The sequence below is a fragment of the Bacteroides sedimenti genome, assembly GCF_040365225.1.
Lineage (GTDB): Bacteria > Bacteroidota > Bacteroidia > Bacteroidales > Bacteroidaceae > Bacteroides > Bacteroides sedimenti.
The window spans coordinates 3,202,024-3,225,742 of the sequence record NZ_AP028055.1 but is presented as its reverse complement, the minus strand read 5'-3'; the positions used below and the strand labels follow the sequence as shown (position 1 = coordinate 3,225,742).

Annotated in this window: 10 protein-coding genes; all 10 read right to left on the bottom strand. The window is 35.1% G+C overall.

The annotated features are described in order from the left end of the window. Positions 1 to 5: 5 nt before the first annotated feature. The 10 genes from ABWU87_RS12880 to ABWU87_RS12835 all read right to left on the bottom strand — a co-directional run bounded on the left by ABWU87_RS12880 (position 6) and on the right by ABWU87_RS12835 (position 23,507). On the bottom strand, positions 6 to 1,850 hold the full coding sequence (locus ABWU87_RS12880) for a glycoside hydrolase family 127 protein (protein WP_353331344.1): 1,845 nt from the start codon (positions 1,848 to 1,850) through the stop codon (positions 6 to 8). Positions 1,851 to 1,991: 141 nt separating this feature from the next. Continuing rightward, positions 1,992 to 4,613 carry a glycoside hydrolase family 3 protein gene (locus ABWU87_RS12875; protein WP_353331342.1) on the bottom strand — a complete coding sequence of 874 codons (2,622 nt, stop codon included), beginning with the start codon at positions 4,611 to 4,613 and terminating at the stop codon, positions 1,992 to 1,994. Positions 4,614 to 4,639: 26 nt separating this feature from the next. Beyond that, entirely contained in the window at positions 4,640 to 6,673 is a 2,034-nt protein-coding gene (locus tag ABWU87_RS12870) for a beta-L-arabinofuranosidase domain-containing protein (protein ID WP_434533884.1), read from the bottom strand. A gap of 5 nt (positions 6,674 to 6,678) precedes the next feature. Then, positions 6,679 to 10,050 carry a GH116 family glycosyl hydrolase gene (locus ABWU87_RS12865; RefSeq protein WP_353331340.1) on the bottom strand — a complete coding sequence of 1,124 codons (3,372 nt, stop codon included), beginning with the start codon at positions 10,048 to 10,050 and terminating at the stop codon, positions 6,679 to 6,681. A 12-nt stretch (positions 10,051 to 10,062) separates the two neighbouring features. After that, positions 10,063 to 12,873, bottom strand: coding sequence for a formylglycine-generating enzyme family protein (locus tag ABWU87_RS12860; protein ID WP_353331338.1), 2,811 nt, complete (start codon positions 12,871 to 12,873; stop codon positions 10,063 to 10,065). 21 nt (positions 12,874 to 12,894) lie between these two features. Further along, positions 12,895 to 13,992, bottom strand: a complete 1,098-nt coding sequence (locus ABWU87_RS12855; RefSeq protein WP_353331336.1) for a hypothetical protein — start codon at positions 13,990 to 13,992, stop codon at positions 12,895 to 12,897. An 87-nt stretch (positions 13,993 to 14,079) separates the two neighbouring features. After that, on the bottom strand, positions 14,080 to 14,442 hold the full coding sequence (locus ABWU87_RS12850; protein WP_353331334.1) for a hypothetical protein: 363 nt from the start codon (positions 14,440 to 14,442) through the stop codon (positions 14,080 to 14,082). 24 nt (positions 14,443 to 14,466) lie between these two features. After that, positions 14,467 to 15,993 (bottom strand): hypothetical protein, encoded by a 1,527-nt coding sequence (locus tag ABWU87_RS12845; protein WP_353331332.1) that lies wholly within the window; start codon positions 15,991 to 15,993, stop codon positions 14,467 to 14,469. An 18-nt stretch (positions 15,994 to 16,011) separates the two neighbouring features. Beyond that, on the bottom strand, positions 16,012 to 19,107 hold the full coding sequence (locus tag ABWU87_RS12840; protein WP_353331330.1) for a SusC/RagA family TonB-linked outer membrane protein: 3,096 nt from the start codon (positions 19,105 to 19,107) through the stop codon (positions 16,012 to 16,014). 344 nt (positions 19,108 to 19,451) lie between these two features. Next, positions 19,452 to 23,507 (bottom strand): hybrid sensor histidine kinase/response regulator transcription factor, encoded by a 4,056-nt coding sequence (locus tag ABWU87_RS12835; protein ID WP_353331328.1) that lies wholly within the window; start codon positions 23,505 to 23,507, stop codon positions 19,452 to 19,454. Between the last annotated feature and the right edge of the window lie 212 nt (positions 23,508 to 23,719).

The following is a 23,719-nucleotide window of genomic DNA, read 5'->3' as shown; positions in this document are numbered from 1 at the left end:
TTAAATTATTCTTTATAATCAACCCATACTTTCATCTTACCAGGTTTTCGATTATCCCATGCATAATATGGTACGAAATGATATGTATTGTCTTTATTTGTAGCAGAGATAGTTGCCACACCACCTAACAACTCTTTATTAAAAACAGACGTATAGGTTGTTTGCTTAGAAAGCCGACAATTGACAAAATCGGGATTGTCACATTCTTCCAAACAATATACTATGGGGCCACGCTGCAAAGCCCTTTTTCCTATATTTGCTTTTACGCGGGGATCTGCTTCAACGACTTCAACAGGCATATCCATTGAAAATTGAATAATATCTCCTGATTTCCAGGTACGTTTAATCAATAAGTACTGTTTATCATTTTGGGCATTTACACGTTTGCCATTTACTAATAGTGAGTAATTCTTACACCATCCAGGCACACGCAACTTTACAGAGAAAGGAGTTTTCTGTTCTGTCTCTATTTTAATTTGAACATCGCCGTTCCAGGGATAATCAGTAGTTTGTATAAACTTAATATTATTACCCCTGATTGGGATTATTGTTTCACTTCCAATATAAAGATTAACCCATACAGCATCATTAGATGTTGCATAAATATAATTACCTATTGAAGGTAATAAACGAGATATCTGGCTTGGGCAACATGCAGTTCCGTACCATGGTTTGCGATGGTGATTGCCTGAAGAAGCCAGGGGATTCACATAAAAGAAATGATCTCCTGAAAGAGAAGTGCCTGCAAGTGCTCCATTATACAGTGATCTTTCCAGAATATCTTCATATTTGCCGTCTCCTCTCAACATATTCATTCGTTGGTTCCAAAAGACCATGCCAACGGAAGCGCATGTTTCACAGTATGCTTCTTCATTCGGCAGGTCATAATCCTCAGTAAATCCTTCATTCTTACGTGATGAACCAATTCCGCCTGTTAAATACATTTTAGTATAAACAACATCATTCCACAAGCGATCTAAAGCTTGTATATAATTTGTATCCGATGTAATTGAAGTTAAATCGGCCATACCGGTAAACAAGTACATTGCCCGAACTGCATGTCCACTGATCTTGGAAAGTTCTTTAACAGGTTTAAGGTCCTGATAATAATCCTTATCTGCTGGATCCCAAGTTCCTTTGTTATGACCGCGCTCTTCCAACAACCAGTTTGCCAGTTTTAGATATTTATTTTCATTTGTAACACGATATAGCTTTATCAAAGCAAGCTCAATTTCCGGATGACCGGGAACCCAGTCGCGTTTACCTGGGCCAAAAACAGAATCAATATGATTGGCATATTTTATAGCGACATCAAGCAATGACCTTTTCCCCGTTGCATTATAATACGCAATTCCAGCTTCAATTAAATGACCACAACAATACATTTCATGCTTATCCATGTCGGTCCATCGCTTATTTAGATCTCCTAAAATGAAATAAGTCATTAGATACCCATCTTTTAACTGAGCACCTACAATTTTTGAGATAATATTATCCAGTTTATTTTCCAATTCAGGATTTGGATTATTCATTAAAGAATAAGATGCACCTTCTATCATTTTATATAAATCCGAATCATCATAAAAAAAACCTTTGAACTTACCTTGTTCCATCCCTGCAGCGATACTGAAATTCTTTATGCGTTGAGTCTCGTTCTCGCATTGATTAATGCACGCCTTTAAGGTGACAGCAGCATGGGTTTTGAGACGAGGCTGCCAGAAATTATCAGTGATTCTAACTTTAGAAAAAATCACCGGAGTATTCTTTTGCACGAAAGGGACCTTCTGAGAAGAAGAACATGAAATCAGACTGAATGTAAGTAGGTTCAGTATTAAAGTTTGTATTTTCATAGTCTAATAATTAAGTTATAATCCTTATCAAGGATTTCCAAAGATATTAAATTAGCTTATCATTCATTCGCACAATCGTTTCATAAAATGATAAATACTATTCATTTAATGGGCCTATACTAATTGAAAGACAAAGGAACATTAATTGCAATAGAAAACAGGCCCTAATATTTTTGTGTCAGAAAAGACTCCATTTATTCCACCTATAGTATGTGGTTGACCTCCACCAATGAAAACAGAGACTTTATCAGGAATTTGCCTTAATCTTCCATTTGATGAAACAAGACTTAAGTCTTCAGGAGTTAAGTTAAAACTTACAGTTTTGGACTCTCCTCTTTTCAATGAAATGCGCTTAAATCCTTTCAAAGCACATCTTGGTATAGTTGAATCAGATGAATGATGGATTAAATAAAGCTGAACAACCTCATCGCCATCCATTTTTCCGATATTTTTTACATCGACACTGACAGATACATCTTTCCCTGTGATGATTTTATCTGGTACTTTTAAACCGGAGTAAGAAAAGTTGGTGTAGCTTAAACCGTACCCAAATGGATATAATGTTTCTTTTGTAAAATAACGATATGTACGTCCTTTCATACTGTAATCATTATAAGGAGGAAGATCATTATCTGAGCAATAAAAGGTAATTGGTAAACGTCCCGCAGGGTTATAATCTCCAAATAGAATATCTGCAACAGCCTCTCCTGCAGCTTGTCCACCATACCAGGCATTAACAATCGCAGCTAAATAAGAATTCTCCCAGTTTATTGATAAGGCGCTACCTATCTGCATGACAAAAATAACTGGTTTCCCGGTTCTGTATAAAGCTTGCATCATCTTTGTCTGAACTTCCGGCAAAGCAATAGTAGTGCGATCACCTCTTTTAAACCCTGGCAGGTTTACAGGCATTTCTTCACCTTCAAGTCGGGGAGATATTCCACCAACAAATATGATTGCGTCTGCATCAGAGACCTCATTTGCCAACTCTTCATAATTTGTTTCTTGAATGTTAACTCCGCCAAAACGTATAGACACACCTTGATCACCCTGGAAATACTCAAGTCTCAAATCGTACTTCTTACCTTTTTTTACATGGAGTGTATAGGTATCTGACATTTCTTCATGAAAAGAAAAATGATCAATAGCAATTTCATTATCAATAAATAGTCTAAAGCCATCATCACCAGAAATGCAGAAAGTGTAATCTCCATCGTCATTTGGTATAAACTTTCCTGTCCATCTTACTGATATCCAGCGAGCTTTAATACCCGGAGCAATTTCATCATTAACTCCTCCTTTAAAATTTATACCATTTTCAATCCGTGTTAAAACAGGAGTGCCTTCTAATTTTATATTATTAAAATATTCTGCCTTCATCCCATTCTTATCCTCATTAAAAATCATCGGCCACAAATTTATCGGCATGGTAATTTTATTATCAAGGTAGTTAACTCCTTGCTTGAATACTACTTCTGTCTCCGTGCTGACTTTGTTTTTGATACCCTGTAACACCGTCACAAGTTTTCCAGGGGTACCATTATAATTCCCTAGAATAGATACAGAATCGGTTGCAGCCGGTCCAATAATTGCAATTTTACGAAGTGATTTGGATAGTGGTAAAATATCATTTTCATTTTTTAAAAGGACAACAGACTTGCATGCCATATTCAATGCATCCTGTCTGTGATCCTTTGAATCAACGACAGAATATGGTATATTAGCATAAGGATTCAACGAGTCGGGACTGAATAATCCCAAGCGGAATCTGGCAATAAAAAGCCTATGCAAGGCTTCATCAATCTCATATTCTTTTATCTCTCCTTTATTAAACGCGCTAAGTAAGTTTTCATAGGTATTCCCGCATTCCAGATCAGTCCCAGCTCGTACAGCCTTCACTGAAGAGTCAACTCCATTTATTGAAATTTTATGTGTTTTGTAAAAATCATCAATAGCACCACAATCAGATACTATATAACCTTTAAATCCCCACATGTTCCTTAAAATATCAGTCAACAAAGTATTACTTCCACAACAAGGCTCACCATCAAATCTATTATATGCACACATAACTGAAGCCACACTTGCATCACGAACTAGTTTATGAAAAGCCGGCAGATATGTGTCCCATAAATCAAAAGGAGATACGACAGCATTCATAACATGCCGTTCATATTCAGGGCCACTATGAACGGCAAAATGTTTGGCTGTCGCAACCAGTTTTAAATAATTACTTTGATTCCCTTGCAGTCCTTTTACAAAAGCAGCCCCCATACATCCAGTAAGAAAAGGGTCCTCTCCATAAGTCTCTTGCCCTCTACCCCAACGTGGATCTCTGAAAATATTAATATTGGGAGACCAATAAGTTAATCCTTGATAGATCTCCCTTGAACCTTTTTTCACAAAATCCGTATACTTTGCCCGAGCCTCATCAGATATTAATTCAGCCGAATGAAAAAGCGCTTTATCATCAAAAGTTGCAGCTAGACCGATCGCTTGTGGATAAACAGTAGCTAGTCCAGCTCTTGCAACTCCATGAAGACACTCATTCCACCAATTATAGTGTGGAATTCCAAGGCGCTCAATGGCTGGAGAATCATTCATCATCTGACCTATCTTTTCATTTATCGTCATAGATTTGATCAACTTATCAACCCGAACATCCAAAGGCAATGAAATATCAGCCCAGGGATATGTGCTTTGAGCATAATTCACCTGAAATGTAAAATAAAAGAATAAGTAAGCTAATAAAAATCTTCCCATAATAACCAATCTGAAATATGAGTATATTACTTTAATGTTGTTGGGAATTCAGTGATTCTCAATGTTGTACACCCATATGGTATTAATGTGATATCTTCTTCTGGAAGTGTTTCAATTTGATACTGCGGACTATAAGGCAATGGCCCAGCCATTCCGTTATACAATGTCCATTCCTTCATACGTTTACCTTTTGCTTTAATTTCAATCGGTGCATTTTCAAGGTTCCATGGATATCCTCTCACATCCTTACGTACAACTTTAAATGCATCTTCAATATTCTCCGGTTTTAAATCATTCTCTTTCAAGCAATAATTCCAGGGTGTAGTAGGATATACCTCATAATAAGAATCACCATACTTTTCTCCAAATTTACGATCATCATTCACTTTTGACCATTTTTCTCCAATTCGAAGAGCATAAAGTAAAGGACCGCGTTCAATAGCTGCAGATCTCTCAAACCACCTTGACACAGACACCTTAGCAGGTAACTCAAGCTCCACTTTATCACCATTTTTCCATGTTCGGCATATTTTAGCTATTGTTCCAGCTGCAAACTCATCCCATTTCTCACCATTAACTTTTACATTTGCATTTTCACACCAAGAAGGGATACGCAAATGAAAAGGGAAAAATACACTTTTATCCTTTTTAGAAGGCAATTGAATTTGGAAACGAACCACCTCTTCAAATGGATAATTTGTATCTTCGGTGATTTTAACCAAAGTACCATCGGCCACTTTAGCTTCAACAGTACAAGGAGAATATACTAATGCAGACAATCCATGATCTTCTGTTGCAAACCATAAATTTCTTGTAAATTTTGGCCATCCCTGATGTAGATTTGAGGTACAACATGGGTATCCTGTAAGAAGACCAAATAGCTGTCCAGTACCATTGTAAGGAGTAACAAAATTCCGATCCTGTCTTGAGATTTGTACTTGATTAAGTTGCTGATAATATTGGCGAGCATCGAAATCATCGGTAATTTGTGTAGGCAAGGCATTAAATGTCACTCTTTCAAGCCAATCAGCAAATGTTGTATTACCTGTAATTTCGAGCATTTTTTCTAGTGAGAACATCATCTCAACAGCTGTACACAATTCAGAACCTTGTGTAGGATTCCCTGTATGAAGCATTTCATCACCACCATATAAACCTGTAGGCCAGCCATGAGTTCTTTTAAGATCAGATGCCCCCTTATCAATCGCTTTAAGATGCTTTTCATCTTTAGTATATTGATAGCGGATAATTGGCTCCTTCATTGCTTGAGCTAAATTAACACAATGTACACTAAAGAGAGTGGACATTATTTGCTTATTAAGAAACATGTCTGTCCAATCAGTAGTTTGTTGAGCAATTATATTGCCTAAATCTAATAAGAATTTATCACCGGTTTTACTGTAAAGCCAATAAACAACCATTAAATTATCACCTCCACGTTCACGCCCCCAGGATGTCCAATGATTCAAAGGATTTTTTGGCAACTCATTTAATTGGTATTGAAAATATTTTGTTAGGAATGGAATAATTCGTTCATCGCCTGTTGCATCATAATATTGTACCAGATATTTTAAAACGACCATCTTAGGCCACCAATCGCGTGCGTTGTTTCGTTGCAATCCAGCTTCCGGTTCCCTATCTATCGAAGGACCAAAATACCCATTGGGTTGTTGACTCTTTAAAACACATTCAATCCAAGGTTGCACTTTTTGTTTCAATTCAGCATCATCAAGAATATATGCTAAAGGAACGAGTCCATCAATCCAATAGGGGCCACGTTCCCAAACATCACCATCACCACCAAGCCATCCGTTACGACTGCCCATTACTTTTTCGTACAAGATATCAAGATTACCAGTCATTCCTTTCTTCATTCTAATTAACTGATCCTTAAGCCACCCTTCAGGTTTTACAGCTCCAATGGGTAGTTCAATATAAGGTTTGGTTAACAACGGATAACGATTATTCTGATACAATTCATTTATCTTGTTTGCTGATGCAGTCGAAATACTCAATATCATCAACAATAAGCCAATTAAAATGTTATATTTCTTATTCATACCATTTAATTTAAAATTATTTGTAGCTGTTTCTTTATATACTTATCATTTGAATCAGGAAAAGGAATATCAATCTTATAAACATTTTGACGTAATTGAGTTGAAATCTTACCACCTTCAATCTGTTTATAACCATTCGGTAAAAAGAGATCCATTGAGTTAATTGTCCCCGGAATCCCTTCAACAGTTATAGTCAGAATATTCTCTTTTAGTTGTTGATTGATCACTCTAAATCCACTCGATTTTTTATCCATTTCAGGAAAAACAATTGAAGAAAGGGCTGTAGCACCTTGTTTTATACAATTAATTTCGATTGATAATTCATTTTTTACTTCAAAAGAAGTCTCAACAATCAGATATTCTGGTAAATAATTCTTTCTATAATCTAAAGGCCTACCATTAATCAATACATCTTTTATTCCTGTACCCATTGCTAAGGCTGGTTTGAAATACACCTTAACTGGTCGATCTGATTTAAAAGAATATAAAATTTTATCACCATCTTTCTTCATTTTAAATCCAATGCATGCTTCTCCTATACGAAGATTTTGAACACTACAGCTATCCCAGTCAACAGGAAAACGAGGAGCTAATTGCAATGATTTGTTCAATGCATTGGGCACATATCCTAACATTCCTTCTATCACAGGTTGAAGTACCATAGTTTCCGACCAACACTGATGTAAAGTAACTCCTGAAGGTTTATATACTAAACCATTTATTACTTCAGGAACACGTCCATGAGCAAATCCTTTGTAATTAATCAGATTTGCCATTATATGAGAATAACCTTGCAAGTAACGTCCTGTTTTATATTCCGCCAATGCCGTCCATCCTGTAAACAAGGGCCATACACTTCCAAAATGATAAGCTGTGGGATTGAACAATGAATGCCTATCATCAATCATTCTTACTCCCCAATCAGCCGAGAATCTGCTGGAGGCAAATTTCTGTACCATTTCATAGGCTTTAATTGAATCGGTCACACCAAAATATACAGGTACTGTGGGCAATACAATTAACTCATCTGTAAAAGAACCATCAATTTTCTTACCATAATTATAATATCCTTTTACATTCCAAAAATCGCGGTTAATAATTGTATTTACTATTTTTGATTCATGCCTATACTGCTCTGCTTTTTTTTGATTGTTTAATGCTTCTGAAAGATAGGCAGCATCTTCCAAAGCCGCATTCCATATACCTACCAAATAAAATTCAGCATCTGAACCATACAATTCACCTCCCTCAAGCCATCCATGTCCAACATTTGTATTTTCAATCAAATGATCTCCATTTGTATCAGTTGAAAAGCAATAATCCATTGCCTTATGAATTGCATGCTGGTTTCTTTTAATAAAATCCAAATCTCCGCTGCTTCGTAAATAATGAGCCATTAGATTAACAAACAATGGAGTTGCATCAGAGGCGTCAAAATGTACTGATCCGCTGCTAGTTAGTTCATGGTAAATTTTGCCATCAACTTGTTGATAACGGATAAATGTTTCAAGAACCTTCTTTACAGTCGGGAAATCTCCGATATTATCAAATGCAAAGCCAGACCAAACAGCATCTCGTCCAAAATACCAAGCGTAACCAGGGCGACCACTTACTTTTTGCCCTCCTCCCCATCCTCTCCGGGAAGAAGAATAACCAGCCATTAATGAAGTACCTATGCCAGGAGTTTCTACAATAAACTGAGATGAACTGAGTAAAGCCCACCTAAAACCTTCATTAAATACGGAATCAGGTGTTATTATACTCATTTGTTTATCCGAATATGCATCATAATACATCTCACTATCGACAAATACCTTCTTTGGATTTTCAACTTTTCTTGAATAAAGCCTAATTAAAGGATCAATGCCATCACATCCTGCAGCCATAATAACATCTAAAGCATTGGATGTTGTAACATCATATGATACTGAAGATGCCGCCTGTAGTTTATCAGTCGAAACCCCTTTAACCATTCCGTTTTGAGAATACGTAAAATTATCATACTGGCCTTCATCCAATAAACGACCTTTCAGATTTGCTCCAACCATAGAACAAAACTCTTGTTTGGAATCATTTACTACAAATGCATTAAGTTCGTCAGACCATTGATAAAAGATATCCCCTAAAGCAGATTCATCATATGGCCACATAAACCGCAAATTACTTTTAAAATCAGTAATAATTCCTTTTAGTTTCTCCCCAAGCCATTCATAATGAGCAATAGTTACAGGATTATGAATATCGGAAGTAATAACTTCTTTGAATATCAAATCTCCAATTTGATATGTTCGAATAGCTGAATTTGGGCGTAATTCTATTTGTGGAGTATAATTATCTAGTACTACAAGAGTATCAACATTTGCAATATTCAATCTAATTCTAAAATCTCTCATTGAAAGGAAAGGATGAGACCATATTTCCTCGATACCGCCTTTATCCTTACAAACCACAAGATTCCTCTGCGTAGGTATGTCAAAGTAACTATTGGAAGCCTCCCATTTTATTGAATTATCTGAATTCAAAATTTTCCATTCCTGAGGTCTAGGCATAGCTACAGATTTATACTTTATATCGGAAGCAACAACACGGCATTTATTTATATTTTCCCAATAATATGCATTGCTTTTCATTTTATCTCCATGCAAATACCGAATACAGTTTAGTGTAAACTGCTCTTCTATTTTCTTATTAAAATTATCTTTACTGTAATACAAACAACCTCCTATCGCTAGAATTCGTCCTTTACCTAGTGGGGTTTCCCACATAACTTTATCTGTTGGATGATAAAAAATATACTCCCACAATGTTCCAATGACCTTAGAACCGCTTGCCTGTGGTTTTGTATTATTAAAAAAACCAAGGATACGACATCGGTTGTCTTTTTTCCCATGCCAAGTATAAGCTCCACCAAACAAATCATCAAAAATTGGATGCTCTCTATATCCGTGAATCCCAAGTTTACGGCCAAAGCCTTCGTCTTTCAGATCAAAATACATACTCTGAACAGGTGCTTGCTCAATATCCCATTTATTCAACAAGCGGACAGCTTCCATCGATAGAATTAATTGTCCTCCATTTTGAACAAAATTTTTCAATATCTTGCCTGCTTTTATTTCACTATTACAGAAGTCACTTGTATCAGGACGATGAATCCAAACAATGTCACTGTTCTTCACTTTCGAAATCTCATTGAATGACAATATCTTATATGATATTTCATCTTGATGTTTATTGATTACTTTTATTAAAGCTTTATACTCATCGTACTGTTTTGCAGGATTACTCATTATAAGAGCAACTGTCTTTCTCTGCTGAGCACAAGGATTTATCACAAAAACAAAAGAAATAAATATAAACAAAAAATAACGTAGATTCATAATTTTGATGTTTTATAATGCATCTTTTACACAACGAAAACCAACCGTCGCTTTTCTTTCAAAAGAAGGAGATACACGTAATAAATATTGCCTAAAATTAAGTTCTCTAGGGCCACCTTGCACGTACCAAAAACTTGATGAGGGCAAAAAGTAGCTTCCGCCTTTTACCATAATATATTTATATGTAGAGTTATCATAAACATCATTTGTCAACTGCCAAACACATCCTACTAAGTCATACAAACCATATTCATTTCTACCTTTAACGTATTTACCTACCGGATATAAAGCTCCATCGCCTAAGTTGCATCTTGTCGGTTCTATTCCTTTCAGTTTCCAGACAGACAAAGTATTAGTTATAAAGTCTTCTACTCTAGTAACTGGTGTCTTCTGTACCCACGGCCATTCATTTCCTTTCTCTGTTTGAGCAGCATATTGCCACTCCATCTCAGTCGGGAGTCTTTTACCTGCCCATTTAGCATATGCTTGAGCATCTTCCAACGTGACATAAATTACTGGATAGTTTTCTTGCCCAGCAGGAATATTTCCATCTATCCAGTGTTTTAAAAAATTTGTTCTATCGGCTGGTTGATAACTAGTGCTTTCCAGGAACTCCTTATACTGCGCATTTGTCACAGGATATTTATCCATAAAGAATTTCTTCATTTGCACGGATTCACCTTTCTTTGTTAAATCCTCTGGATAAGGAATAAATGAATCTCCTATGCGGTAATTGTCACAACGGAACAATCCAGCCGATATTTTAACCATATTTACTGGCTCTTTTTTAACAGGAAGTGTTTTCTCAACCTGAGAAACAAGCCTCGCTGTACCAGGGGGTATAATAACTACTTTTTCATCCAGCAATTCATCCTCATCAAATAATTGAATCACATATTTGCCCTCATAAAATGGATATAAATCCAGCAAACGGATAGACCTTTCTTCTATACTAAATTCTATAGTTTTTTTCTCATATGAGGGAATTCCTGCCCACAACCGAATCTTCGTTCCCTTGTTTGCAGAAATATTAAGAATATCGCTTTTTAAGCCGACTTGCAATAAAGTTGGGAACTGCGCTATAGCCGAGACACTACTTTCATTATTAGTACCTAAATCATAACAATTAAACGATTCCAGTTTAACTGGTATATACCATTTCCCATTATTATGGTTGAGATCCAGCTCCTCATGCATATACAAATCGACAAAATGTTTTCCTACAGTTGGAGATACTTCAAACAAGTTTCCTCTATATCCTTCTGGATGTAAATTATAAATTGTATAAACGGTTTTATCATTTTTAGGCCAAATATTTACATATATACTATCATGCAAAGTTGGGCATAAAGGCACATAGCTACTCTGAAGAAAATTCTTACTATTTTCTCTTTGTATACGTAATAGTTTTCCCCAATATCTCATCTGATCATCCGACCATTCGAACTTACCAGAAGGAAAATTATTAATTTCAGTACCATATCCATTGAAAAATGAAACATTAAACTCTCGGTGGATTGCTTCTCTTGCCTCTTCTGCTACCCGGAATATGGCAAAATCAGGTTTTATAAACTTATTAAGGTTCAACATAGGAGGATAATACAAGGCGTTATGTACCCGGCCCGACGGAATACCTTGCATATCTTTTGGCACTGCCATCCCTTCACTATACATTACAACCCCAGGTCTTGCCGCATCTGCAGCATTTTGCAAATCTTTACTTGAACCACTTTGAGTATCTAATACAAACCCATCAATATTTGCTACTTTAGTGATATTAGTCATTCCATCAAAATGCCCCTCTGAAGAACGGGTACTTCCATCCCAAGGGTTATAACAAACAAAAAATTTAGTCCCTAAATTATGACAGATATCAGATAATTGGCGTAATTTCTCATATCCACCAGGTAAATCACGAAACATATCCCATTGGTTACGTTGATCCATACCTAAAGCCGGCCAAGTAGGCCAAATACTATAGATATCATATCCACCTATTAATTTCTTCATTTTCTGAAGATGCTCTTTTACGTGGAAATTCCCATCAGCATTATTATAGAACCGGTTATCCCATGCCATCATTAAATTGACTGCATAACTACTCTTGATCCACTTTAAATCATCTCTTTTAAGTAGAGAATCATCAAATTTATCCACTTCAACATCATATAAATAACGTTTCTGGAACATTAACCTAAGTCCTTCCTGCCAATCACCGTTATAAGTGTCCATCCATAAATTATAGGAAACAGACCCTCCAGGATATAATTCAGTCTCAAACCGTCTGCGTTTCCCAAGTTTAAGACTTTCTTTATCTCGCCTTACTAATGCAGCGACATTTTTTCCATCAGGAATGGTCACTGCAGAGAATCCCAGTTCCCAGGAATTATCAGGAACAATAACATTAACCGGAGCATAATATGGACGAAACAAATGAGTACGAGACAACTCGTGGTTTCCTTTTCCAGTAATATATACATGATCAGCCGATTCTCCTAACGGAACTACATTATGTAAAACAATCGTATCTTTACTGATATTTTTAAAGGTAATTTTACCTTTAACGCCATAATTATATTCTATTTTGCAGAAAGAAATGTCTATTATATCTTTAGAATTATTAGAAGTATAATATTTGTCTCCAATCTTATAAGAAACTAAGGGGAGAGAGTTTGGGAAGTTAACTCCAATATCTGCAGATAATATTTCAAGAGCTTTCTTTATTTCTAATGACCCACCGTTAACGGGTTGAGCATACAATTGAATAAAGATGCTAATGCCAACCATTAATATTGACAAAGAGATTATTCTAAAATTTTTCATGGAATAAATTCAAGTTATATTTTATTTCTTCAATTGGTTTTCCATTCTCAAAGCTTCGTTATAGTTCACAACATAATACCACCAATTATTTAACTTTCCGTCATTGGGATTTATGCCTTTAAAATGAGGTATATGAGAAAACCACCACTTCATATAGCCTAAATGGTCACAATTCCATTCTTCACAATTAATCAATCTAGCTTTTTTTTCTTTTATATTGGGATAATTATACCACTCGTCAGCGTAACTGAGTACTTTTTTGTCATTTTTCCAATTATAATCAAACTCTCCGTTTGGCGGAAAATGAATATTTCCTATATGACTTTTCCCTGTATTAAACTTATCGTAATTCTTAATGTATCCAGCAAAACGTTCCCAGTTTGTAAGTTCTGATATCTTCTGTTTATTTTCGTAAGCCCACCAACCGTATACCTGCATCATTGTTGATTCAAAACGATGCCCATAGCTTTCTAAAGCACAAGCTAAATCTCGTTCATAATTAAGTCCCATGATACTAAGTAATTCAATACAAGTTGAAGTTGAGTCCGGATCAGAATTCAACCAGAAAGCACCTTTCCCCATCATGTGTGATTCATACATACCACCATAAGGGAAGGTCCACACCCAAACTTCATTTATTTCATTATTATCTCTTTTTTTATCAAAGCCATAATATTTGACCATTGCATCATAATCATACGAGGTACCTATTTCTTTTAACGTTTTCCAATCAGGTTCTGACAATAAAACAGCAATTTGATCTTCAGTAAGATGTCTTTTCAAAGGATCATTTTTTAAATAAGTAAAGAAATGATTTGCCTGAATTTCTTCGACTATTTCATAACATACTACATGACTTGAAACCTCTTCTAAAGCTGCTTTATAATCTGATGATAATCTAATCGGATTATTCCATATCCGTTGCTTAACATTTGGAGTACGGAAACATTCATGCATCCTTTTCCCACCGTATTCAGACAAAACAGGGTCTTCGTAAACTACTGCGACTTTTACTTTTATCGTATCAGCGTTTCGATTAACACTTGATTTGGCATTTGCTGTCTGTGAAAAAAGCATGCTAAATGTAATTAATAAGAAAAATGATATCTTGTTTTTCATAGTTTATTCACGTTTGCTGAAAAGCTGTTTACAAGGCGATGAATTCCCTTATTTCAGAGAATTTCATCGCCTTAGTTCATTCAAATTTTATTGTAAGGAAACAATAAGTAAAGTAATCCCATCATTTAACAGCAAATATGTAGTAGTAGCTTCTGCAACTTTACCATCTTTACTGGCTGTAACTCTGAATACTCCTTTTTCCTTTAATTGTTCTTTGGTAAAAACAACCTTACCATCTGAATTAGTAGTTGCCGTTGCAAGAGATTGGTTATTGCTATTGAAAAGTTCAACAGTCGCACCAGAAATCTTTGGATATGTATTATTCACGGCAGGGCCTTCAACCTGGACTTCCAGAGCAGGAGGTGTCACTGAAATTGTATCAAAGTCAAGATCTCTATCACAAGAGACTGCAACAAATCCTAAAATCAGGATAAATAGTATCTTTTTCATAATTGTTATTTCTTTAGTTATTAATTACATCTCATTCCCTACTCCACCGAATGTATAAAGTGGCTGTCCATGCAGTTTTAGTTCAGGGCCCGGAATCGGGAAATGTCTAATAGTACCTTCAAGCATCTGATCCTTATTTCTACGTCTATCAAAAAAACCAAGTTGTGGCCATGCTAAATCACACTCTACATATCTTTCATAGAACAATTTTTCTTCAAGTTGATCATATGATTCACTAGCACTAGCAGGTGATAATCCTCCGATATTTACACGAGAGTTATTTATTAATTCGGCAACTTTTGATTTGTCACCATTAGTACGAATGAGTGCTTCAGCCAGATAAGTGTCATTTTCCGCCTTTAAGAAGTGATCTATATCACCAGCCTCTTTTTCTACAACATCATAGTATCGAGAATAAAGATACTGTGAGAGAATGTAAGTCCCATAACCAGGTCTAGTTGTACGATCAGCCCCAAACCAATTGCGTAGACTGCTAAATGTAAAATACTTACCTAATCGCTTATCTGGGCAATTTTCTATTGCCGGCCAATCTTTAAAACTATCACTTCCAGGAGTAACAGGGATAGGATTAACAGCGTTGGGGTCATTGGGGGCCATTTTATGCAACAACCATTGACTTGCTCTGAGCCAGTTATAATTAAATAAGACATAATAATTCATTCCATAATCACGAGTCATAACTTTCCCTCTCCAACCATCTTCATACGCAACCTTAAAGTCTTGTTTCAAACCTTTCTCTGCATATGCTTTTACTTTGTTCCAGTCTGTTTGGGCATTCTCTGCCTGTGTTCTTGCATTTGAAGCAATAAAACGTGCCGCCATAGAATTTGCAAATTGCAACAATAAGTTCTTATCAAAAGTAACTCCTGCAATCACTGAAGCTGGGTCATTATCAACAGGATCATTTTCTATGATAGATATGGCCTGATCCAATTTCTGAATAGCATAATTCATCACCTCTTTATAACTCTTTGTTTTAGCCACAAAATCAAAAGTTAAAGCATCATCTTCTTCTGTATATAAATAAGCTTTGTCATATAGTAATGCAATATTTCCATAAAGCAAAGCCTGAATAATGTAAGAATGAGCCTTGGCACGATTAGTATAGTCTACTCCATTCATTTGAATTTTGAAATCTTTATCTTCAAACATCTTCGACATTTTTATTGCACTACCAACACTACCATAGTAATTATACCAAGCACCAAAATTTATTATAATTACAGGGTCTGATGCATCATCATTAAATAATGCTCTGCGGGGTCTGAACCAAACCATTCCTGATCCCCAACTATTTGTTCCGGATTGAAATAAATCAGCACATGCAAAGGCCATAGTAGGACTGGCAGCAATAGAACCGTTGTACCAAGTATTGTATCCATTTCTCAACAAGGAATAGAATTCACTAGGAGTGGCCAAGTCTTTAATATTAGGTTGATTTTCATTGGGTACGTTCATACTTTCAAATAAATCACAGGAGCTAAATAAAGGCAGGCATCCTAAAAGTATATATAATATTATCTTTTTCATGATTAGTTATTTTAAATATTAGAATGTAATTGCTATAGATCCACTGTACGTTTTATATAAAGGATATTGTTCATTCGATTCGAAGCGGAATGTATTAGAATCCACACCTTTACTCTTATCAGCTTGAACACCCTCCGGATCAAATCCTGGATATTTAGTAAATGTCAGTAAATTACGTCCTATGAAGCTCAAACGTATATTTTTCACAAATGAGTTAAGAGGTTTTAGCTTAAAGTCATAGCTTAACGATAATTCTCTCAGTTTTAGGAATGTTGCATCAAACAAAAGAACATCATTACCCCAACCTAACATACCAATTTCTTGACCTCCATTGCTATAATATGTGCCGGCTTTAACTTCATTCCAGGGCTTGCCTGATTGATCGAACAGTGCGGGTTCTGTGTTATACCGAACAGAGTGATTATAAATACGACCACCATTCTGATAAGCCCACAACATGTACAATGTGAAATTTCTATATTTCAGAGTTGCATTTAAATTCAGATTGAAATTAGGTATCAGGTTTTTGGTTGGCAGTGAAACTATATTTCCTTTATCATCTTTCACTTTCACCGGGGTTTCATTAATAGTTCCAATTTCACTTCTTCGTACAACAAAACCTTGATTATTAATTGCAAAAACTTCATTAACATTTCTACCAGCTGGGACCTGATTCATAACCTCATCAAGACTTCTTGCAAATTTCTGTAAATACAATACTCCAAAATCAATACCTTCTTCAATACGGAAATCAGTACCATTCAACATATATGGAGTGCAATTCAGCTTGGTAATTTTTTGTTTTATTTTATCAAAAGTAAGTCCTAAGTCCAGGTTCCAATCTTTAGAACGAATCACATCTGCATTTAAAGATGCTTCCCACACCTTTGTCTGAATTGTTCCAGCATTCTGCCATTGAAAAGCGGCGCCAGAAAGTGGAGTAACAGGGACTTTAAGTATCTGATCAGTATTATTAGCAATAGAATAATTCACACTAAAATCAAATCGATCTAAGAAACGTACATCAGTTCCGATTTCCGTTTCTTTCGAGAAAGATGGCTTCAGTTTACTATTTCCTAACGTTTCCATATTTCCAGGGACCCCATTTTGCAAAGAATACACCTCATACTGAGCTTCATAAGGAGGGCGTAAACCTGCAACACCATAAGATGCACGAAGTTTCCATTCATTAATACCATTAATTTTAAAGTCTTCAGTGATACGCCATGCGCCAGATATACGATAAAATGTTTGCCATCTTACATCTTTACCAAACAAAGAAGATGCATCGCGCCGAACTAAGGCATCTAAAATATATTTATCTTTATAATCCAAAACAGTCATGCCAGCATAATTATTGGCAATATTTTTATATAATGAGGAACTTGCTGATTGATTTGCCGACAAATTAACAGAAGTAATATTCTTACCACCAATTCCTAAGTCATTTCCTCCTCCCCACAAATTAGATGATTTTGAGGCTTCGTACAGATATTGTATTTTGAACTTAGTATTAAAATCACCAAGTTTTTTGTTAAACATAGCATCAACCGTTAAGGTTTGTTCATTGTTTCTCCACATGCTGCGTGAAATATACCCATCCTGAAGAGTCAAGTCATAATTTAAAAGACCTTTAGGAGATAGGTAAAAGTTTTCACCATTGGTTCTGGTTGTGCCATATGATGCCGAAAAAGTAAGATAATCAACAGGATTATACTTTAATGAGAAGAAAGAGACCAGCTTTTCTGATTCGGAACGATTAATAGTATTATAAATTGTATAAAGAGGATTCACTATATCGTTCAATCTATTAGCATTTACTTTATATGGACTTCCATCCTCATTCAATGCTAATAAATCAGCCTGTGGATCAGAACGATACAAACTGCCGAAAGCACCCGAAGCACGATCATCTGATTTGGTCTGTGTAAATAGGTTAGAGGTTGTAAACAGCAAATTATCAAGGATACGATAATCAACATTTACGCGAACGTTTGTTCTTTTCATTCCATCAACCATTTTAACAACTCCTGCGTCATCAGTTGTTTGTAAGGATGAATATATGCTCATTTTATTATTTGCAGAAGTACCTTTTACTGCCAAGTGTGTAGTTAGATAAGTGCCAGGATTAAAGAACTGATCAATATGATTATAAGTGAGTGGATATTTATTATCATACACTTCATCTGGATCTGTCACGCCATAATTTGCTTTTCCATTCTCAATTACACAATTAGAAGCTTTACTACTTTTAGGCACATATCCCAATTTACTCTGCCCAATTTCAGTACGAAAATCTACTTGTACTTTTCCGGCATCCATAGTATTACCTCTTTTAGTAATAATACTAACTACACCATTAGCAGCACGTGAACCATATAATGAAGAAGCTGCAGCACCTTTCAACACTTCTATAGATTCTATATCCTCAGCATTAACGTCAGCCATACCATTTTCTGTAAGAACGCCATCAATGATATATAATGGATTTGAAGAACCGAATATCATTTTAACACCACGCAACTGCACATCGGACTCTGAACCAGGAGCTCCACTTGTTTTTGTAATATGTACACCCGCGATTTTACCCTGTAAAGCTGAAGCAGCATCAGTTGCAGGAACTTTCAACAATTTATCAGCAGAGATTTTCTCAATAGAGAAACCTAATTTTTGTTTTGGTGTTCCTGATGCCACACCAGTAACGATCACTTCACTTAATGTTCGCTCATCTTCCCGCATACTAACTTTCAGATTCTGATTTGATTCACCAATCGTTACTTGCTGATTTACATAGCCAATAAATGAAAACACCAATGTGGAATTCACAGGGGCATCAATTTCAAACTTTCCATTAATATCAGTTATTGCACCAATTGTTGTTCCTTTCACAAGTAAATTGACACCTGGAAGGCCATAGCCTTCTGTGTCTTTAACTACACCTGTGACTCTCACCTTTTTTTGTTGCAACTCTGTGACACTTTTTGAATGAATGTCAGCATAAAGCATTGGAGCAAAATCGGAGAATCCCACTATAGCAAGCATTAGTGCTCCGCATGAGATTCGTCGAATGCTCTGATACGAAATTTTCTGTCCAAAATCCTTTTTATTCTTCATGGTAATGAACTTTAAGGTTAAACTTGATTTAAGCAAAATATAAAATATGTTTTTCTGATGAGCAAACATACAAACTCACAAAAAGATACCCGGAGATTATTGTATCATAAAAAGATAAAATCGTATCAAGATAGAGATACAATGAATAAAAATGTCTGCATTTAAGGCATTTTACTGATTTAAGATGTTGATTCTCAAAATTGGTATACAACAATTTTCAACTTATGTTGCATCCGATGAGGGATGCATATGTAGCCAGAAAAAACCATTCTATTTGATCAGTATTTTTAATAAGGAATAACCCATATAAAATGAGTTCTTTATAAATGCAATGCGAAGAGACTTTATGTTTTTTTTACAAAGTCTTTTGGAAGCATACCAAATTGTTTTAAGAAACATTTCGAAAAATAAGAAGATGAACCGAATCCGACAATCGATGCAATTTCATTTACCCGATACTCTTTCTCACGAAGTAATTGAGCAGCTTTCTTTAAACGTGTTAATCTGATAAAATCATTAGGAGTCAATTCGGAAATACATTTAATTTTTCTATATAGTGTTGCACGGCTCATATTCATCATTGAGGCAAGCTGATTTACGTCCAGATTTTCTTCATCTAAACGAGAATGGATTAATTCGACTAAACTATTGAGAAATTCTTCATCTGCTTTCGAATAAGTAATCGCATCAAATGTTAATTCAGGTAAATTTTGATACGTTTTTTTAATCTTTTCTCTGTTCTCAAGAAGATTTTCAATCCGAACTTTTAAATAGTCTACAGAAAAAGGCTTTTCTATATATTCATCAGCTCCAATTTTCATTCCATCAATTTTTGATTGGAGTGTTGTTTTGGCAGTCAGTAATATAACAGGAATATGGCTATGTTTGAGGTTCTCTTTCACTTCCTTACATAAAGACATCCCATCCATAATAGGCATCATAATATCACTAATGATGAGATCAATATTTTTTTGAGATAATATCTGGAGTGCTTCTTTCCCATTAGAAGCTAATAACAAATTATATTTTTCGCTCAGTTGATCAGCCAAAAAAGATTGAAATTCATCATTATCTTCAACAAAAAGAATAGTTGTTCTTCTAATTTGTCCCCCAACTCCTGCAATCTCTACCCCAACATCTTTTTTCTTCACGGATTTTGGACTATTGGTATTATGTTCACATTGCAAGCGAATAGCATGATCTTGATGGATTGGTAATTCAATAATAAAACAAGTATTGTTACTTTGTTGGTTATCCAAATATATTTTTCCCTTATGCATTTCGATTAATGATTTTGCGAATGGAAGACCAATACCAGATCCACATGTACTTTCATTGAGTTTAAAAAATAGTTCGAAAATCTTTTCAGCATACTCTTTAGGAATCAAATCTCCATCATTTGTAACCGAGATGCAGATATTCTCATTTTGGGGTGAAAATTCTATTAATATATTCTTATTAGCATATTTTAATGCGTTGTTGAGAATGTTACTTAAAACAGTAATTAATATTCCACAATCTATATCAGCATAAAAAGCAGTTTCACAATTCATCGTATCCACTGTTATTCCTTTCAAATTTGCAGTAGGAACAAAACGAGACACAGTATCTTTGATTACTAGCACAACATCTGCAAAAACAAAATTTAGATTCAGCCCTTTTGATTCTGCCTTCCTAAAATCTAGTAATTCATTGACCAACGTTAATAAACGATTGGTGTTTCTTTCTATAATAGATAGGTTTTCCCAATTTTCATTTGAAGCATTCACATGTTTCATTATATCTTCCAACGGAGCTTTGATTAGAGTCAGCGGAGTTCTGATTTCATGTGTGATATTGGTAAAGAAATCAATCTTTGCATTATACAGTTCCTTTTCTCTTTGATTATTAAGCTCTTGCAGAGCGCGTTTAGCCTTATTCTTCAAAAGATGAGTATATCTCCGAAGCGATATATATACAAGTGATATAATTACCACTATATAAACTATATACGCCCAAAATGTACTATAGAAGGGAGGTAAGACGTTAATTCTAAGAGCCGTTTCTTTCCCCCAAACTCCATCTCCATTTGAAGCACGAACAAGAAACACATATTTTCCGGAAGGCAATTTTGAATAGGTGACTCTACGTGTTTGGTCAGCTGGAATCCATTCATTATCACGCCCTTCCAACTTATATTCATACTTTATCTCTTCCGGCGAAACGTAACTCAATGCAGCAAAACCAAGACTAAACATAGAGTTTCTATTAGGTATACTAATCTCATGAGTACATGTTACAGACTTATCCAAGGGCGAATCTTCTGCTTTTGGCTGTATTTCTTTATTGAAAATCTGAAAACTGCTTATTACTACATTCGGGGGAATTCTCTTTATTTTCAACTTATCAGGATAGAATGCCACAAAACCTTTAACTCCTCCAAAATACAGTTTACCTTGACTACTTATCATTCCTGATTTGTAATTAAATTGATCTCCTAGAAGTCCGTTGGAATGTGTGTAATGCTTTATATTTCCATTTTGAATATTCAGCAGAAAAAGTCCCTTATTAGTACTTCCCCAAATGTGTCCTTGTTTGTCTACCACCAACCGATACACCACATCATTGGGTAAGTCATTATTTTTGTCTCTTACATTCACAAAAGAGTCTGTCGATTTATTGTACATACAAATTCCAGCTCCCTCTGAACCGACCCAAAGATGTTTATTTGAGTCTACACATAAACACGTTATCATTTTTGCTTTTTCCAATTTATTGGACATTGGATAGAGATAATGCTTCCACCTTTTATTTCTCTTATTATAAGAATAAAGTCCTTGTCCAAGAGTAGCAAACCAAAGGATTCCATCTTTATCTTCAATAATATCGTTTACCTGACAATTTATTGAATGTTCTCTGATTCTGGTAAAATCATTTGTTTTCAGATTATATTGATGCAAACCTAACATTGTACCGACCCATATTGTGCCAGAGCTATCCTTATAAATAGAGTAAATGTTATTATTATTAAGTGACGTAACAGAACTCCCATTCTTATAAGAATGAATTTGGCCTATCTTCAAGTTCATTACAAACAAACCATCAGAAAAAGTCCCCACCCATAAATAACCGCGATCATATAATAGAGCATGAATATTTTTTGCCGAGATAAATCCTTTTTCAAAATCTCCTGTAGCCGGATCGAAACAATTCAAACCCGCATCTTCTGTTCCTATCCATATACGTTGTCGATCATCTTCACAAAATTCACTGATACTTTTACCACTTACAGAATTCTCATTATTCATTGGATAGTACTTTTCAAACTGTGCCAGCGAACTTGAGAAATAATTCACTCCACCAAAAAAGGTCCCTATCCACATGCCACCTTCTCTATCCTGGCAAATAGAATGAACGGCATTATCAGATATTGAATATAAATCATTAGGAACATGATGAAGATTAACAATCTTATTCGTTTTCAGATTGTATACAAACAGACCTGATTCTGTGCCTATCCACAACTCTCCATTCATCGCACGAAAAATACGTCGAACAAAAAGAGAATTTCCGCTTGCGCCTTTGTCTAAGAAGGTACTGAACTTGCATGACTGTGTATCAAAAGATAAAACTCCATTACTGGATGTACCAATTAATAATGTTTTTTGATTTAATAAATAGATATCGTTTATATCATTATCCAAAGAATTCTGTCCATTCCGAGCAATGATATAATGAGTAAATCTACCGGTTTGTACATTCATTTTATACAGCCCTTGCCAATAAGTTGCAACCCAAAGGTTCCCTTCAGCATCAAACAAAATTCTCCTGATATTTGAGTTTCGTTGTTTTAGAGGTAATATATACTGCCTCACTTTGCCTTCCGGAGAATAGCAAAAGATTCCTTTATTTGAAACAGCAAACCATACATTACCAATTCTATCTTTACAGATATCCCGAACCACGCCTTTAATATTTGTTTTTAGTTTATCATCAACTTTCAGAGAAGAGAAATACTCTAATGTAGGATCATATAGGTATACCCCATTAGACGTACCCACCCAAATCAACCCGGAATCGTCTTGCATTAAAGAAAAAATAGCATTACTTCCAATGCTGTGAGAGTCGGAAATGTTAAACTTAAAAATTTTAAAAGCTGTTCCATCGTATCTATTCAGTCCATCTTGAGTTCCAAACCACATAAAACCTTGCTTATCCTGCAATATAGAATAAACCATATTCTGAGAAAGTCCATCCTCAACCTGCAAACTCCGGAAATAATATTTAATGCTTGTATTCGCATTAACGACAGAGAAAAGAACTTCTGAAAAAAGTATCAAAGAAGCAATAAGTAGTTTTATCTTTAGTAAAGATTCAAGTCTTTTCATGGCAAGTTTAATATCGGTTAACAAAGAAATCAATATTTTACAGATTGGCTATTGTTCTTCATTTCATACAGAAAAAACAAAAACAAATCTTTTTAAATAAAAAGGTAAATGACACACATAGTTTAGATAAAGGAACTTAGTAAAACATTACAAAAAGCCATATTCATAATAGAAAATAAGGCAATTTGATTTTCGAATTTATAAAAAACATTTCAATTTGCGAAAAAATCATGAAGAAATTTAAT